This window comes from Ensifer sp. CCNWLY38 (genome assembly GCF_037120565.1).
Lineage (GTDB): Bacteria > Pseudomonadota > Alphaproteobacteria > Rhizobiales > Rhizobiaceae > Ensifer > Ensifer adhaerens_H.
This window is the reverse complement of sequence record NZ_JBBBBO010000001.1, coordinates 796539-811729: the sequence shown is the minus strand read 5'-3', so window position 1 is coordinate 811729 and position 15191 is coordinate 796539. Positions and strand designations below refer to the sequence as shown.

Below are 15191 nucleotides of genomic sequence, written 5' to 3'. Positions count from 1 at the left end.
AAACGAGATCCAAGGAGAAATCCCAGTGAATACCAGCCTTGCCATTCCCGCCCCGACTGCCAAGTCCGTCATCCTCGGCCGCGTCCTCAGTGGCGTGCTCGTCGCCTTCCTGGTCTTCGATGCCGTCATCAAGCTCGTGCCGCTCCAAGTCGTTACCGAAACCATGGTGGCGCTTGGTTACTCCGCAGATCAGAACCTGGCGCGTCTGCTCGGGGTGCTCACTCTGCTCTGCACCGTGCTTTACGTGATCCCGCGGACCTCGATCCTCGGCGCCATTCTGCTGACCGGTTATCTCGGCGGCGCGATGGCGACGCATCTGCGCGCCGGCAGCCCACTCTTTTCCCACCTGCTCTTTGGCTTCTATCTCGGCGTCATCGCCTGGGGCGGCCTGTGGCTCCGAGATCCGCGGCTGCGCAGCCTGATCCCGTTCAAGAACTGAAAACTACCTTCCCACCGAACAAATGAAAGTCGACCATGACCAAGACCGTCGAAGATTACATTGCCGGCCTCTCTGGTACGCCGGCCGAGGTGGCAAAACGCCTGCACGCAGCGCTCATCGCCGCAGGCGGGCTGACCGACATCGTCAAATGGGGCCACCCCACCTATGAGGCCGGAGGTGCGGTCTGCCTTCTCAAGGGGGCGAAGGATCACGTGACCTTCGGCTTTTGGCGCGGCGCCGAGATGCTCGATCTCGATTCTCGCCTGGAGAGGGGCGGCGGCAAGGGTGACATGGCCTATATCCGCCTGCGCGCGGCCGAAGACATCGACGATGGCCAGGTTGCCCGGCTCGTCGCGAGAGGCATCGAACTCAATCGGCTGAAAGGCGATCCGATGAAGTGATCCCTTACGAAACAAACTTGCAACCGGACCGGTGAAACAGAGCGCATTTATCGGTCACGATGCAATATCTCTTCACGGGAACAGGAATTCACGCCAGATCCCGCGAGGCAAACATGATCCTCTACTATCAGACCCATTCTCCCTTCGCTCGCAAGGCGCTCGTCTTCGCCCACGAGGCCGGTCTCGCCGAACGGCTGAAGGTCATCCACCACGAGACGAGCCCGACGCGGCGCAACGACGAAGTCTATGCCGAAAACCCGCTCGGCAAGGTTCCGGTGCTGTTGCGTGAGGGCGAAGAGCCGATCTTCGACAGCGACGTCATCTGCGCCTATTTCGATACGCTGCATGAGGGACGCAAGCTAATCCCCGAGGCCGGCGAGCCTCGGTGGCGGGCGCTGCGCATGCAGTCGGTGGCGCAGGTCCTTGCCCAGACCGGCATCGGTCTTCGCTGGGAATGGGAGAGGCGCCCGGAGCACCTGCGTTTTCCGGAACTCGCCAAGGGCTACGAAGAAAAGATCGAAGCGACCTACGATTGGCTGGAGCAGACGTTGTCGCCCGAGGAAGACGTCGATATCGGCCAGATCGCGCTGGCGACGGCGCTCTCCTGGATGGCGTTTCGCAACCTGCCATCGTTCCGTAACCGCCCAACGCTGACACGCTGGTTCGACGCGTTCGAGGAGCGCGCCTCGATGCGGGCCACGCCGCTATCGGGTGAAACGTTCGATTGAGTCTGTAGCCGGCGAAGACCGCCTGCCCTCAGGGGCAGGCGAGGTCCGCCACCACGGCGTCGAGGATCAGCATGCCGGCCGGCGTGCAGCGCAGGCGCGAATTGCCGAGCCGCTCGATGAAGCCGTGGTCGATCAGGAACTGCTCGCGCTCCGGGTCCGGATCGCGGCCGGAAAGGGTCTGCCAGCGGGCAAGATCGACGCCTTCCTTGAGGCGCAGGCCCATCAGCAGCAGTTCATCCGACTGCGCTTCGAGGTCGAGCGCCTCGCGCTCGATCATGCCGTGGCCGTAGGTCTCGACGAGGCGCAGCCATTCCTCGGGCTTGCGTTCGGTGGAGGTCGCAATCTTGCCGCTGCCGATGCCGAGGCGGCCGTGGGCGCCGGGGCCAATACCTGCATAGTCGCCATAGCGCCAGTAGGTGAGGTTGTGCCGGCTTTCAGCACCCGGACGTGCGTGGTTGGAGACTTCATAGGCCGGCATGCCGATCGATGCGGTGATCTCCTGCGTTGCCTCGTAGAGTACGGCCGATTGTTCGCCGTCCGGAACGATGAGCTTTCCGGCCTTGTGCAGGCCGTAGAAGGGCGTGCCCTCCTCGATCGTCAGCTGGTAGAGCGACAGGTGATCGACCGCATAGGAGACCGCCTCCTTCAACTCGCGTTCCCACTCCTCGACCGTCTGGTTGGGGCGGGCATAGATCAGGTCGAAGGACATGCGTGGGAAGATCTCGCGTGCGAGCCGGATCGCCTTCAGTGCATCCTCGACATTGTGCAGCCGCCCGAGAAACTTCAGATCTCGGTCGTTCAGCGCCTGGACGCCGAGCGAGACGCGATTGACGCCGGCGGCGCGATAGCCGTGGAAGCGCGTCGCCTCGACGCTCGAAGGGTTCGCTTCCATGGTGATTTCGATGCCGTCCGGCACGTGCCAATGGCGAGCGATACCGGAGAGGATCGCGTCCACCGTTGCCGGCTCCATCAGCGACGGCGTACCGCCGCCCATGAAGATGCTGGTGACGGTGCGCGGGCCGGAGAGCTCGCGGACTTCTTCCATCTCCTTCAGGAAGGCGGAAACGAAACGCGGCTGGTCCACCGGTTGGTGGCGCACATGGCTGTTGAAGTCGCAATAGGGGCATTTGGCCGCGCAGAACGGCCAGTGTACATAGACCCCGAAACCGGGGTCCATGCCGTCACCAATCGCCGATAGCGTGGCCGTCTGCATCGTTGCGTCTCTCATGGTCACTTTCAGTAGGGAGCGGGATGCGGGCGGAAAACCGCTCACACTTTTCCTCATCCCGCTCAGATCAGGCTCCGAGGCAGGTCTCGGCAAAAATCTTGAAGGCGCGGGCGCGGTGCGACAGGGCCTGCGCATCGCCCGGCTTCCAGCCGTGTTTTTCGTCGGCGCTCATTTCGCCGAAGGTGGTCTCGTAGCCCTTCGGCTGGAAGACCGGATCGTAGCCAAAACCCTGGCTGCCGCGCGGTGGCCAGACCACGAAGCCTTCGACCTCGCCACGGAAGAGCTCGACATGGCCGTCCGGCCAGGCAAGGCAGAGCACCGAGACGAAGCGGGCGGCGCGCTCGGAAGGCGTCGTTGCGCCCTTTTCCTGCAATGCTTTTTCGACCTTCTCCATGGCCATCGCGAAATCGCGGCTGCCGTCCTCGCGCTCGGCCCAGTTGGCGGTGTAGACGCCGGGCGCGCCGTTGAGTGCGTCGATTGAAAGACCGGAATCGTCCGAAAGCGCCGGCAGGCCCGAAGCCTTGGCCGAGGCGAGCGCCTTGATGGTGGCGTTCTCCTCGAAGGTGGTGCCGGTTTCGTCGGGCTCGATGAAATTGAGGTCCGCCGCCGACTTCGCCTCGAAACCGAGCGGGCCGATGAGATCGCGGATCTCGCGAATCTTGCCGGCATTGTGGCTGGCGACGATCAGCGTCTTGTTGTCGAGTTTGCGCATGGTGTCTCGCTTCGTATTCATTCGATGGACCAGAGGCCCGGTTCCGCACATTCGAGGCTGTTGCCGGCCGGGTCGCGGAAATAGAAGGATCGCGCCCCGTTCGGCCAGCGCAGATCGCTTTCGATCTTGATACCGGCCGCTTCCAGTTTCGCTTTCCAGGCGTCGAGCGCCTCGGCGCGCACGCGAAAGCACATATGTCCCCGGCCGGTCGTGCCATGCGGTGGTACCGGCAGGGTGGCGTCCGGTGCTGGCGGTTTCACCGTCTCGACCGGATTGAAGATCAAAAGCACGCCTTGGCCGCAGCGGAAGAACACGTGCCGGTTTCCAGCGCGGGTGATCTTCTCAAGGCCGAGAACGCCGCCGTAGAAGGCCTCGGCGGCATCGAGATCGGTCGCGTAGAGCGCAGTCTCGAGTATGCCTTCCAGTGCCGGGGCCATCTTTTCTCCTGTGGTCAGCCTGCAATCGCCTGCTTCTGCAGCGCGACCAGTTCGGCAATGCCGTTCTTTGCCAGGCCCATCAGGCTTGCGAATTCCTCTTCCGAGAACGGCTTGCCTTCGGCCGTACCCTGGATTTCAACGATGCCGCCGGAGCCGGTCATGACGAAGTTGGCATCGGTCTCGGCCGCAGAGTCTTCGAGGTAATCGAGGTCGATCACGGACTGGTTGGCGAAGATGCCGCAGGAGATGGCGGCGACATGGTCCTTCAGGACCTTCTCGACCTTGACCATGTTACGCGCTTCCATCCACTTCAGGCAATCGTAGAGCGCGACCCAGGCGCCGGTGATCGAGGCCGTGCGGGTGCCGCCATCGGCCTGGATGACGTCGCAGTCGATCGAGATCTGGCGTTCGCCAAGTGCAGGAAGATCGACGACAGCGCGCAGCGACCGGCCGATCAGCCGCTGGATTTCCTGGGTACGGCCGCTCTGCTTGCCGTTTGCCGCCTCGCGCTTCATGCGCTCGCCGGTGGCGCGCGGCAGCATGCCGTATTCCGCCGTCACCCAACCCTTGCCGCCGTTGCGCAGCCAGGCCGGAACCTTCTCCTCAAGGCTGGCGGTGCACAGCACGTGCGTATCGCCGAACCGCACCAGACAGGAACCTTCCGCGTGCTTGGAAAAATTGCGCTCGAAGGAAACCTTGCGCATTTGGTCGGTTTTTCTGCCGGATGGCCGCATCGTCAACTCCTATCGTATCTGGAGAGCCTTCTAGAGCATGGCGCAGGCAAAGGGAACCGGTGGATAGCCGGGGGACCAGTCGATTTTTCCCTTTTGCCATCGGGCGGCAGGATCACTATATTCCGGGCACGGCAGGATGTGCCTGCGAGTGTGGAGTGACATGGTACTGCGCAATCCCGGAGCAAAGGAAATCGCAGCGGCGCTGGATGAGCGCTCGGGCGAAATTTTCCGTCGCATCGTGGAAACCTATCTGACGAGCGGCGAGCCGCTCGGCTCGCGCAATCTGTCGCGGCTCCTGCCCATGTCGCTCTCTCCCGCTTCCGTTCGCAATGTGATGAGCGATCTCGAAGATCTCGGTCTCATCTACTCGCCGCATGTCAGCGCTGGCCGTCTGCCCACCCAGACGGGGCTACGCTTCTTCGTCGACGCCTTTATGCAGGTCGGCAATCTCTCGGTCGAGGACCGGGCGTCGATCGACCGTCACGTGCGGCGCGATGACCATACGCAGCCGGTCGATGCGCTGCTGACCGAAGCCAGCCAGATGCTGTCAGGCATGTCACGCGGGGCCGGCCTCGTCATCACCGCCAAGGCCGATCCCGTGCTGAAGCATGTCGAGTTCATTCGCCTGGCGCCGACCAAGGCGCTGGCCGTTCTCGTCGGCGAGCACGACCAGGTGGAAAACCGCATCATCGAACTGCCGGCAGGGGTCACCAGCTCGCAGCTCACCGAAGCCGCGAACTTCCTCAACGCCCATCTTGCCGGCCAGACGATCGGCGAGGTGCGCACCCAGCTCGAAAAGGTGAAGCGGACGGTGCGCGGCGAACTCGACGCGCTGTCGCAAGACCTCGTCGAGCGCGGTCTCGCCATCTGGTCGGGCAATGAAGGCGACGAGAAGCCGGCGCGGTTGATCGTGCGCGGGCGGGCCAATCTGCTCGAAGGACTGGAGGGGGCCGAGGATATCGATCGGCTCCGCATGCTCTTCGACGATCTCGAAAAGAAGGACAGCCTGATCGAGCTGCTCGATCTTGCCGAGAGCGGCCCGGGTGTCCGGATCTTCATCGGCTCGGAAAACAAGCTCTTCTCGCTCTCCGGCTCCTCGCTGATCGTCGCGCCCTATCGCGATGGCGAGGACCGTATCGTCGGCGCGGTCGGCGTCATCGGTCCGACGCGGCTCAACTATTCCCGCATCGTGCCGATGGTCGATTATACCGCGCAGCTGATGTCGCGGCTCTCCCGCTAAAGGCGGGCTTTTGGCCGCGCGCGCGATTGAACCCTTGATTTTTCGGCCCCAAACCTCGATATCGGCTTCAAATCCAGCCACAGGGCATTTTTGCTGACACGCAGGCTCGCGCTTGCGGCGTGGAAATGCGAAGGACGATAGAGACGACACTGCGGAGAACGTCATGACCGACGATACGAACAAGCACGGACCCGAGGCTACCGACGAGGTATTCGATGCCGCGCCTGATGCTGCCGACGCCGCTGAAGCTGCGCCGGTTGCCGAGCCCGATCCGTTGGAGCTCGCAAGGGCCGAGAGCGCCGAGCTGCGTGACAAGTACCTTCGGCTTGCCGCCGAGATGGACAACCTGCGCCGCCGCACCGAACGCGACGTGAAGGATGCGAAGTCCTATTCCGTCGCCGGCTTCGCCCGCGACATGCTCGCCGTTTCGGATAACCTGCGCCGCGCCCTCGATGCCATTCCGGCAGAGGCCAGGGAAGCAGGCGAGGCTGGCCTGACCGCCCTGATCGAGGGCGTGGAAATGACCGAGCGCTCGATGCTTTCGGCGCTTGAGCGCCACGGCGTCAAGAAGCTGGAGCCGGAAGGCCAGAAGTTCGACCCGAACTTCCATCAGGCGATGTTCGAGATTCCCAATGCGGACGTGCCGAACAACACGGTGCTGCAGGTGGTTCAAGCCGGCTACGTGATCGGTGACCGTGTTCTGCGTCCGGCCATGGTCGGCGTCTCCAAGGGCGGACCGAAGGTCGTGGCCGCCGAGAACGGCGACGCACCGTCTGCTTGATCCAACCGAACAGAGTTTAAAGAAAACGCCGCGCGAACTTCGCGCGGCGTTTTTGTTTGGGCAGAAGACGGGAGCGGCGTCAGCCGCAAACGCTATCCGAAAAGCTGGTGCAGGTGATCGTTGAGGAAGCGGCCCTCCGGATCGACCTTGGCCCTGAGCGCCCGGAAATCGCCTGCGCGGGGATAGAGCGCCGTCACATCCTCGGCGCCGAGGAAATGCAGCTTGCCCCAGTGCGGCCGTGAGCCGTACTGCCGCAGGATCATATCGACGTCCCCAAGGTAGCCCCAATAGTCGGTTCCCGGCTCGCCCGAGACCGAGAGCGTGATCGAGTCTTGCTCGAAGAAGGGGCTGATCCAACCCGTGTCTCCGGCGGTGAAACGATACTCGATCGGATAGATGCAGGTGGGGTGCTTTTCCAGCATCAGCTTGCGCACCGCCTTCACTGCGTCCTTGCCGTGGGCGACGGGGACCGCGTATTCGAGCTCGTGGAAATTCGGCACGTACTCGATCGGGTAGATCTCCGAGGAGTATGCGATCTTCTCGAAGCGGCGCTCCGTCGGTGCTTCCTCGGTGATGTCGATCACCTTCATCTCGCAGACGTCGGAGGTGCTGTCTGTGGTCGAGACCGATGCGGTGTCCGGCAGGCAATAGCAATGCCGGCTCTCGGGCACCGGGCACCAGAAGAAGCCAAAATGGCGGTGCTTGGCGGCCAGTTCGTCGTGCTGCTCGATCATTTCATCGAAGGTGCAGCGCCAGAGCCTTTCATGCAGATTGTAGCTGTCCATCGCCTGCAGCGTGATCTCCGAGATCACACCAAGCATGCCGACCGATACCCGCGCCGCCTCGAGCAGATCCGGTGTCGTCTCATCGACGACGAGAATGCTGCCATCCGGCTGTACCAGGCGCATGCCGACGATCTGCGAGGCCATGTTGCCGAGCTTGGCGCCGGTCCCGTGCGTCCCGGTCGTCAGCGCGCCAGCCAGCGCCTGGCTGTCGATGTCGCCCTGATTGATCAGCGACAGGCCGTTGGATTTCAGCACCTTGCCGAGCTGATTGATGGTGGTGCCGGCCTTTACCGCGACGCGCTTGCGCGCGTAGTCGATGCCGACGACGCCCTGCATGCTGGAGAGCGTCAGTTGCAGCCCGCTGGTCAACGCCACCGGGGTGAAGGAATGGCCGGAACCGGCGCAGCGCACGTTCAGTCCTTGCGACGTCGCCTCGCGCACCATTTCGGCAAGTGCTGCCTCGCTCTCCGGCGCGCCGCGATGGCGCACGATGCATGATTGGTTTCCGACCCAGTTGCGCCAGTGGCCACCTGCCTGAAGCATTTTCCCCTCCCTCAAACCGCGGTGAAGCAATTGTCGACGAACAGATGCGTGCCGTTGATGAAGCTCGCCTCATCGCTCGAAAGAAACAGCGCCGCGTTCGCCACCTCTTTCGGGTCGCACATGCGGCCCTGCTGCGCGGCGATGGCCGCCTCCGAAACGTCAACCCCGTATTTGCTGAGGCCGACGAGCTCGCGCTTGCCATGATCGGTGGCGATGAAGCCGGGGCAGACGGCGTTGCAGCGGATGCCGCGGTCGCGGAACTCGACGGCGATGGCGCGGGCGAACATATGGCAGGCGCCCTTGGTCGTGTCGTAGAGCACCTCCATCGGCGTTGCCGCCACGGCCGAGATCGACGAGGTGCAGACGATGCTACCGCCGCCGGCGGAAAGCATGCCGGGCAGAACCGCCTTGGTCATCAGAAACATGCTGCGCACATTGACCGCCATCAGCCGGTCCCATTCGTCTTCCTCGACCTCGAGGAAGGGGCCGACGGCAAGAATGCCGGCGTGGTTGAAGAGCACCGTGATGGCGCCGAACGCCGCCTCCACCGCCTTGACCGCGGATGTCACCTCTGCGGATACCGAGACGTCGGCAGGGGCAAAAATCGCCTCGCCGCCATTGGCGCGGATCGATGCCGCGACCTCTTCGCCCTTGCTGCGCGGCAGGTCGACGATACCGACCTTGGCGCCTTCGCGCGCGAAAAGCTCTGACGCCGCCAGGCCGCAGCCTCCCGCGCCACCGCTGATCAGCGCCACCTTGCCTGAAAGCCTGCCTGCCATTGCGCCCTCCTCATCGGCGTTCGTCGCAGCGTTCGCCAAGGGCGACCCGTTTCGCGACGACCTGTTGCTCTCTCCCGGGGGGAATTATTGTTGACGAAGCAGGGCCTGTCGATATCCCATGGGGGATACGAGGAGCGGGGGGATGAAACCGGAATGCTGGCAAGAGAGTCCGCCGATATTTCGGCGATGATCGGTCTGATCGGCACGCAGGATTTCGGCCAGGCGCTCGACCGGATGCTGCGATCGGTCACCAGTTTCGATCTCTCCGTCGCCTTTGCCTATCCCTACGATGCCAGGCCGATCGTGCTGCACGACGGCTACACGGCAAAGGTATCGGCGCGTGCGCTTTCCGCCTATCTCGGCGGCGCCTATCTGCTCGATCCCTTCTACGTCGCCTGCTCCGCCGGCCAGCCGGCCGGCCTCTGGCGCATGCGCGAGCTGGCGCCGGACCGGTTCTTCCAGTCCGACTTCTCGTCGTCCGCCGAGGTTCATCCCTGCGTGTCGATGGAATCGGGTGTGCTGGTGGAGGAGGTCGGCTTCGTCATCCCGCTCGATGGTGGCCTTCAGGCGACCTACTCGCTGATGCGCGGCCGCGGCGGCGAGCCTTTCAGCGAGGCCGAACTCGAGCGACTGCGCGTCTATGAGCCGATCGTGCGCGAGGCGGTCCGCTCGAACTGGCGCCAGCACGGCCGGAGCTTTGCGCCGCCGCCCTCCGAAGAGGGCGACAATGTAATGGAAGCGGCGTTCGACAGCCTTTGTTCAGACCGGCTGACGAAGCAGCAGCGCAACATCGTGCGGCTGATCCTTCGGGGACACAGCAACCTTTCGATCGGCAAGGTGATGAACATTGCCGAGGGAACGGTCCGGATCCATCGCAAGAACATCTATCGCCGGCTCGGCATTTCGAGCCAGGGCGCCTTGTTCCGGATTTTCATAGATCATTTGAACGGTCGTCAGCTTTACTGACGCAGGCACTGCGCGTCCGGCGGACGCGCGCCGTTGCTATTTTCAGGCGGCGTGCGAGGTCGCGTCGTCGTCGAGCAGCGTGTAGATCGCGCTGGCGGAATCGCTCGAGCGGATCTTGGCGACCATGTCCTGATCACGCAGGACGCGGGCAATGCGCGACAGGGCCTTGAGGTGATCGGCGCCGGCGCCTTCCGGGGCGAGCAGCAGGAAGACGAGGTCGACCGGCTGGTCGTCGAGCGCTTCGAAATCGACAGATGTTTCCAGTCGCGCGAAGATGCCGATGATCGAGGGAAGATTGTTGAGCTTGCCGTGCGGGATGGCGATGCCATTGCCGACACCGGTGGAGCCAAGACGCTCCCGCTGCAGGATCACGTCGAAGATTTCACGCTCGGGAAGCCCGGTGATCTTTGATGCTTTTGCCGCCAATTCCTGGAGGAGCTGTTTTTTCGAGTTGGCCCTCATGGCCGGGATGATCGCATTTTGATGCAGTAGACCTGCCAATGCCATTCTTTTGTCCTCGTTCGCCGGTTAGAGCCGGACAACATCATCATAAATGCGTCGCAATGGCTCTAACCATCTTTGTCATGGCGGGTTCCATGCACAGAAAAGTCACATTTTCCGGCCTGCCCGCTGATTCTGGGCGCGGGGAGTGCCGGCGTGCCGGCACTCCCCTATCCGCTCATGCTTTGATATTGGCAGCGTCAATCCAGCCAATATTTCCATCGTTGCGTCTGTAGACGATATTCAGATCGTCCTTGCCGGGGCTACGGAACATCAGAACGGGTTCATCGGTCATGTCGAGTGCCATCACGGCACTGGCGACAGACATCGTCCTCAATTGTTTCGTGCTTTCGGCGACGATCGTCGGTGCATAATCCTCGGGGACCTCATCGTCCTCGAACGGCACCGAATCCATCACTGTGTAAGCCACTTCGGCAGCATTCGTACCGTTGCCGTTATGGTGGTCCTTCAGCTTCCGCTTGTAGCGGCGCAGACGCTTTTCGATGCGATCCGACGCCGCGTCAAACGCAGCCTGTGGGTCGTTCGCCTGACCGTTCGCCTGCATAACCACGCCCGTATCGAGATGAAGCTTGCAGTCGGCGCTGAAGCGCGGCCCGGATTTTTCCACAGTGACCTGGCTTGAATATCCTCCGTCGAAATATTTGGTAACGGCCTGCTCGATCTGCTCGCCGATGCGGGCTCGGAACGAATCGCCGATTTCCATCTGTTTACCGGATACACGCACACTCATGGAGTTTCCTCTCTCGTTCGTGATTTGCGCAGCCAGTCTATTCCAAGCGGTCCCGTCATCCAAGCCTTTCAGACTTGCGGGCGCGCCTCTGTCGCAGCTACCGGTCGTACCGGTCCGCTTCCGGGGCGAGCTTGTCCCCGGCAATTGCGGCGGGCTCATATCGCCTGTGTCGGAGAGAGTCAATCGAAGGTCGCAAAAAAGTTAACGCGGCTTAACTTCCGGCGCTCAAAAACCGGAGGCCTTGGCCAGCGCCCGCTTTTCCCGTCGCCGCTGTACGGAGGAAGGGATGCTCATCGCTTCGCGATATTTGGCAACAGTGCGGCGGGCAATGTCGATGCCAGCCTTCTTGAGGACGTCGACGATATCGTCGTCGGAAAGTACCGCTTCGGCGCTCTCCTCCTGGATCATCGCGCGGATCCGGTGGCGCACGGCTTCCGCCGAATGGCTGTCGCCTCCCTCGGCCGAGCCGATCGAGACGGTGAAGAAATATTTGAGTTCGAACAGCCCGCGCGGCGTCAGCATGTATTTGTTCGAGGTGACGCGGCTGACGGTCGATTCATGCATCTTGATCGCGTCAGCGACGGTCTTGAGGTTCAGCGGCCGCAGGTGACCGATGCCGTTGGCCAGGAACGCGTCCTGCTGGCGAACGATCTCGGTCGCAACCTTCATGATTGTTCGGGCGCGCTGGTCGAGGCTGCGTGTCAGCCAGTTGGCGTTCTGCAGGCATTCGTTGAGGAAGGCTTGGTCGGCGCTGTTTTTCTGCGTCCCGCGCGAGACCTTGGCGAAATAGTCCTGGTTGACCAGCACGCGCGGCAGGGCGTCCGGATTGAGTTCGATCATCCAGGAGCCGTCGGGCGCGCCCCGCACGACGATGTCGGGCACGATCGCCTCGCTGACGCTGGTCTCGAAGCTGGTCCCGGGTTTCGGATCGAGCTTGCGGATTTCCGCCAGCATGTCGATCAGGTCCTCTTCATCGACGCCGCAGATCTTCTTGAGCGTCGCGAAATCGCGCCGCGCCAGTAGTTCGAGATGGGCGAGCAGTGCCTCCATCGCCGGATCGAGGCGGTCGCGGGCGCGCAACTGGATCGCAAGACATTCGCCAAGCGAACGCGCGAAGACGCCGGGCGGGTCGAACTGCTGCAGCGTCAGCAATACCCGCACAACATCCGTATGCGCGGCGCCCAGCCGTTCGGCGACTTCGACTAGGTCCGCCTGGAGATAGCCGGCGTCGTCGAGCTGATCGATAAGGTGCTGCGCGATCAGCCGATCCGAAGGGGTGGGCAGCGCAAAGGGCAATTGCTCCGTGAGCGTCTCGCGCAGGCTCTTGCGGCCGGCAACGAAGTCGTCGAGGTCATAGTCGTCGCCTTCGCCGCCACCCGGCATCGACTTCCACTGGCCGAGCAGTTCCGGCGCATCGGCGCGCTGCGGCGTCGTGTCGTCCTGGAAGACATTGGCGAAATCGGCATCGAGCTGGTCGCCGAGCCGCTCGCCCGTCGGCGATGTCGCGCTGTCGTAGAGATCGGCCTGCGCGCCGAAGTCGTCGCCGGCAGGCTCGTCCCCGGCCGTGCTCTCGCCGCGCTCCAGCGTGCCTGGCAGATCGTCATTCGCCTGAAATTCGAGCAGCGGGTTCTTTTCGACTTCCTGGGCGATGAACTGATTGAGCTCGAGATGCGTCATCTGCAGCAGCTGGATCGACTGCATCAGCTGTGGCGTCATCACCAGGGACTGGGACTGGCGCAGATGAAGGCTGGCGGACAGTGCCATGCTGACGCGAAACTCCCGAGAAATCTCCTGGGCCGCGGTGCTTCTCCGGTCGCCGGGGTGGCCCTTATCAATTGGCCCAAAAATTGCTTATCGAGAAGGTTTGGTCAAGCGTGGTCGCGGGCGGAATCGCCCGCGAAGCGGTCTCAAAGGCTGAAATTGTCGCCGAGATAGAGCCGGCGCACGTCAGGATTGGTGACGATATCGTTGGCGCGACCATGAGTCAGCACTTCGCCGGCATGGATGATATAGGCGCGGTCGATGAGGCCGAGCGTCTCGCGGACGTTGTGGTCGGTGATCAGCACGCCGATGCCACGCGAGGTCAAGTGACGGACAAGCGCCTGGATATCGGCGACCGAGATCGGATCGACGCCGGCAAAGGGCTCGTCGAGCAGCATGAAGGTCGGATCGGTCGCAAGCGCACGGGCGATTTCGAGACGCCGCCGCTCGCCGCCCGAAAGCGCAATCGCGGGGGACTTGCGCAGGTGCGTGATGTTGAACTCGCCGAGCAAGTCGTTAAGCTTGCTCTCGCGCCGCTCCAGGTTCTTGTCATGGACCTCGAGCACGGCGCGGATGTTTTCCTCGACCGTCAGCCCGCGAAAGATCGATGCTTCCTGCGGCAGGTAACCGACGCCAAGACGGGCACGCCGGTACATCGGCATGGTCGTGACGTCGTTGCCATTGATCTCGATCGAGCCTTCGTCGACCGGTACGAGGCCGGTGATCATATAGAAGCAGGTGGTCTTGCCGGCGCCGTTCGGTCCGAGCAGGCCCACGGCTTCGCCGCGCCGCACCACCAGTGAAACGCCGTTGACGACCCGGCGCTCGCGATAGGCCTTCGTCAGGCCGCGCGCGATCAGCGTGCCGTCGTAACGCGCCTTGTCGACCGCGTGTCCGGAAACGACCGCAGCTGTCGCCGACGGCTTGCGGACCCGTTTGCGCTTGTGAAGGAAGGGAAAGTGCACGAGCGGTCTACGTCAGTTCTGCTTGCGGGATTTCGGGTCGAGCTGGATCTGCACGCGGCCGCCGCAGGCTTCGAGCTGAGCCTCCCCGGTTTCCATCTGGACATTGAGCTGGCAGCCGACGAAGACGTTCTTGCCTTCCGACAGCACCACCTTTTCGCCTTTCAGCACGAAGACCTGCTTCGTCATGTCGAAGGAACCGGTGTCCGCCGTTGCCTGCTGCGTGCCCGAGCTCAGGAAAACCTTTTCGCTGACCTCGATGCGGTCGATGTCGGCGTCGCCGCTCGAAACCGAGCCGCCACCGGACTTGTAGAAGACCACCATATTGCCGGCCTGGAGCGTCGTCGTGCCCTGCACGACCTTGACGTTGCCGGTAAAGATCGCCTTGCTCTCGGGATCCTTGATTTCGAGCTTGTCGCTCTCGATCTGGATCGGCTTGTCGTTGGAGAGTTCAAGGCCCTTCATCTTGCTGGATGTGGCCTGCGCCGAAGCGCCGGAGGCAATGATCAAAGCGCTGACACCGGCAATCGCCAGGCTGGCGGAAATCTTGAAAAAAGAGGCGGTTGTGACCGACATGGAGTGCACCGGGTCCTATTTCGCGTTCTTGCGGATGGCGGTGGGCTCGACGTTCACCCTCACCATGCCCTCAAATATTACAATACGTCCCTTATCCGTCATTCGCAGCGTCTGCGCAATGATCGAACCGCCCTTCATGCTGATCGCAACGGGCTGTTTCGTTTCCATCTCGCCGGCATTGATGTCCAGATAGGCCGACTGGAAGTCGGCGTTGATGCCATTATTGACGGAAATGGTGAACGGGGCGTTCATATCGAGCGTATTGGCGCCGCGGTCGTAGATGCCGTTGGTGGCGTCCACCGTCGCGACCATCGAATCCTTCATCGGCATTTCCGCATGGATCGTCTGCAGCGTGATGATGTCAGGATTGGCGATGTCCTGGAGCGCCCGCTGGGCCTTCATCGAATAGCTGATGCCCTGCTTGTTGCGGCCGGAGATGGCCGGATTCTGCATCACGATCTTGCCGTCCTCGATCGTCGCCGTTTCGAGTTGCAGATCGACGGGCATGAAGGCCCGGACGAAGGAAACGGCGGCGAAGATCACCGCGATGACGCCGGCGACCACGGGCAGGATGACCTTCAGCCGCCGCACGCGCACGGAGTGCCTCGCGGCGAGCGCATAGGCGTCGGCGGAGCTCTCACCCGTATCGGCAAAAATGCCCGGGGCTGGCGCGTGGTTCAACATGAAAGGGCCTGTCGGTTCTACTGCTTTTATCGCTGAACCCATCAAGGGATCATATACATACAATGGTGTAAGTCGTCGCAAATATGGATATTTTTTGCTGCTGCACAATGGCGCTGCAAAAAAACTCGGGTGAAGCACGAAAACGCCAGCCGCGGCTTTCAACCGTGGCCAAGCGCGTTTATG

18 protein-coding genes are annotated in these 15191 nt (G+C 62.6%); 6 read left to right on the top strand and 12 right to left on the bottom strand.

All coding sequences use genetic code 11. The annotated features are described in order from the left end of the window. Positions 1–25: 25 nt before the first annotated feature. The 3 genes from V7S54_RS03960 to V7S54_RS03950 all read left to right on the top strand — a co-directional run bounded on the left by V7S54_RS03960 (position 26) and on the right by V7S54_RS03950 (position 1568). Positions 26–439: a DoxX family protein gene (locus V7S54_RS03960; protein WP_065372203.1), complete on the top strand. Its 414-nt coding sequence runs from the start codon at positions 26–28 to the stop codon at positions 437–439. A gap of 35 nt (positions 440–474) precedes the next feature. Beyond that, complete coding sequence (locus tag V7S54_RS03955) at positions 475–840, top strand: DUF1801 domain-containing protein (RefSeq protein WP_065372204.1); 366 nt, start codon at positions 475–477, stop codon at positions 838–840. 113 nt (positions 841–953) lie between these two features. Next, positions 954–1568, top strand: a complete 615-nt coding sequence (locus V7S54_RS03950) for a glutathione S-transferase family protein (RefSeq protein ID WP_065372205.1) — start codon at positions 954–956, stop codon at positions 1566–1568. Positions 1569–1596: 28 nt separating this feature from the next. Here the strand turns inward: V7S54_RS03950 and hemW are convergent, their stop codons facing one another. The 4 genes from hemW to rph all read right to left on the bottom strand — a co-directional run bounded on the left by hemW (position 1597) and on the right by rph (position 4679). Then, positions 1597–2781 carry a radical SAM family heme chaperone HemW gene (hemW, locus tag V7S54_RS03945; protein ID WP_065372206.1) on the bottom strand — a complete coding sequence of 395 codons (1185 nt, stop codon included), beginning with the start codon at positions 2779–2781 and terminating at the stop codon, positions 1597–1599. 82 nt (positions 2782–2863) lie between these two features. Further along, on the bottom strand, positions 2864–3508 hold the full coding sequence (gene rdgB, locus V7S54_RS03940; protein WP_065372445.1) for an RdgB/HAM1 family non-canonical purine NTP pyrophosphatase: 645 nt from the start codon (positions 3506–3508) through the stop codon (positions 2864–2866). A 17-nt stretch (positions 3509–3525) separates the two neighbouring features. Further along, a complete protein-coding gene (locus tag V7S54_RS03935; RefSeq protein ID WP_065372207.1) occupies positions 3526–3945 on the bottom strand; it encodes a VOC family protein in 420 nt (139 codons plus the stop codon). A gap of 14 nt (positions 3946–3959) precedes the next feature. Beyond that, positions 3960–4679, bottom strand: coding sequence for a ribonuclease PH (rph, locus tag V7S54_RS03930; RefSeq protein WP_065372208.1), 720 nt, complete (start codon positions 4677–4679; stop codon positions 3960–3962). Between the two features lie 160 nt (positions 4680–4839). Here rph and hrcA point away from each other — a divergent pair, with 160 nt between their 5' ends. Continuing rightward, positions 4840–5919 (top strand): heat-inducible transcriptional repressor HrcA, encoded by a 1080-nt coding sequence (hrcA, locus tag V7S54_RS03925; RefSeq protein ID WP_065372209.1) that lies wholly within the window; start codon positions 4840–4842, stop codon positions 5917–5919. A gap of 163 nt (positions 5920–6082) precedes the next feature. Further along, a complete protein-coding gene (gene grpE, locus V7S54_RS03920; protein WP_065372210.1) occupies positions 6083–6700 on the top strand; it encodes a nucleotide exchange factor GrpE in 618 nt (205 codons plus the stop codon). 92 nt (positions 6701–6792) lie between these two features. On the opposite strand, the gene V7S54_RS03915 is transcribed toward grpE, so the two are convergent. Continuing rightward, on the bottom strand, positions 6793–8028 hold the full coding sequence (locus tag V7S54_RS03915) for a D-arabinono-1,4-lactone oxidase (protein WP_065372211.1): 1236 nt from the start codon (positions 8026–8028) through the stop codon (positions 6793–6795). 11 nt (positions 8029–8039) lie between these two features. Beyond that, positions 8040–8807, bottom strand: coding sequence for an SDR family NAD(P)-dependent oxidoreductase (locus V7S54_RS03910; protein WP_065372446.1), 768 nt, complete (start codon positions 8805–8807; stop codon positions 8040–8042). 153 nt (positions 8808–8960) lie between these two features. Between V7S54_RS03910 and V7S54_RS03905 the strand changes: the two genes are divergently transcribed. After that, positions 8961–9773 carry a helix-turn-helix transcriptional regulator gene (locus tag V7S54_RS03905; protein WP_065372212.1) on the top strand — a complete coding sequence of 271 codons (813 nt, stop codon included), beginning with the start codon at positions 8961–8963 and terminating at the stop codon, positions 9771–9773. Positions 9774–9815: 42 nt separating this feature from the next. Here V7S54_RS03905 and ptsN read toward each other — a convergent pair whose 3' ends face one another. From ptsN to lptC, 6 genes are all read right to left on the bottom strand, one after another. Next, positions 9816–10280, bottom strand: coding sequence for a PTS IIA-like nitrogen regulatory protein PtsN (gene ptsN, locus V7S54_RS03900; protein WP_057247991.1), 465 nt, complete (start codon positions 10278–10280; stop codon positions 9816–9818). A gap of 172 nt (positions 10281–10452) precedes the next feature. After that, the gene (hpf, locus tag V7S54_RS03895) at positions 10453–11025 is read right to left on the bottom strand and encodes a ribosome hibernation-promoting factor, HPF/YfiA family (protein WP_057247992.1); all 573 of its coding nucleotides are present in this window, start codon (positions 11023–11025) and stop codon (positions 10453–10455) included. A 225-nt stretch (positions 11026–11250) separates the two neighbouring features. Next, positions 11251–12789: an RNA polymerase factor sigma-54 gene (gene rpoN, locus V7S54_RS03890; protein WP_065372213.1), complete on the bottom strand. Its 1539-nt coding sequence runs from the start codon at positions 12787–12789 to the stop codon at positions 11251–11253. 143 nt (positions 12790–12932) lie between these two features. After that, on the bottom strand, positions 12933–13751 hold the full coding sequence (lptB, locus tag V7S54_RS03885) for an LPS export ABC transporter ATP-binding protein (protein ID WP_057247994.1): 819 nt from the start codon (positions 13749–13751) through the stop codon (positions 12933–12935). A gap of 12 nt (positions 13752–13763) precedes the next feature. Continuing rightward, positions 13764–14324 carry an LptA/OstA family protein gene (locus V7S54_RS03880; RefSeq protein WP_065372214.1) on the bottom strand — a complete coding sequence of 187 codons (561 nt, stop codon included), beginning with the start codon at positions 14322–14324 and terminating at the stop codon, positions 13764–13766. 15 nt (positions 14325–14339) lie between these two features. After that, a complete protein-coding gene (lptC, locus tag V7S54_RS03875) occupies positions 14340–15008 on the bottom strand; it encodes an LPS export ABC transporter periplasmic protein LptC (protein ID WP_057247996.1) in 669 nt (222 codons plus the stop codon). Positions 15009–15191: the final 183 nt, after the last annotated feature.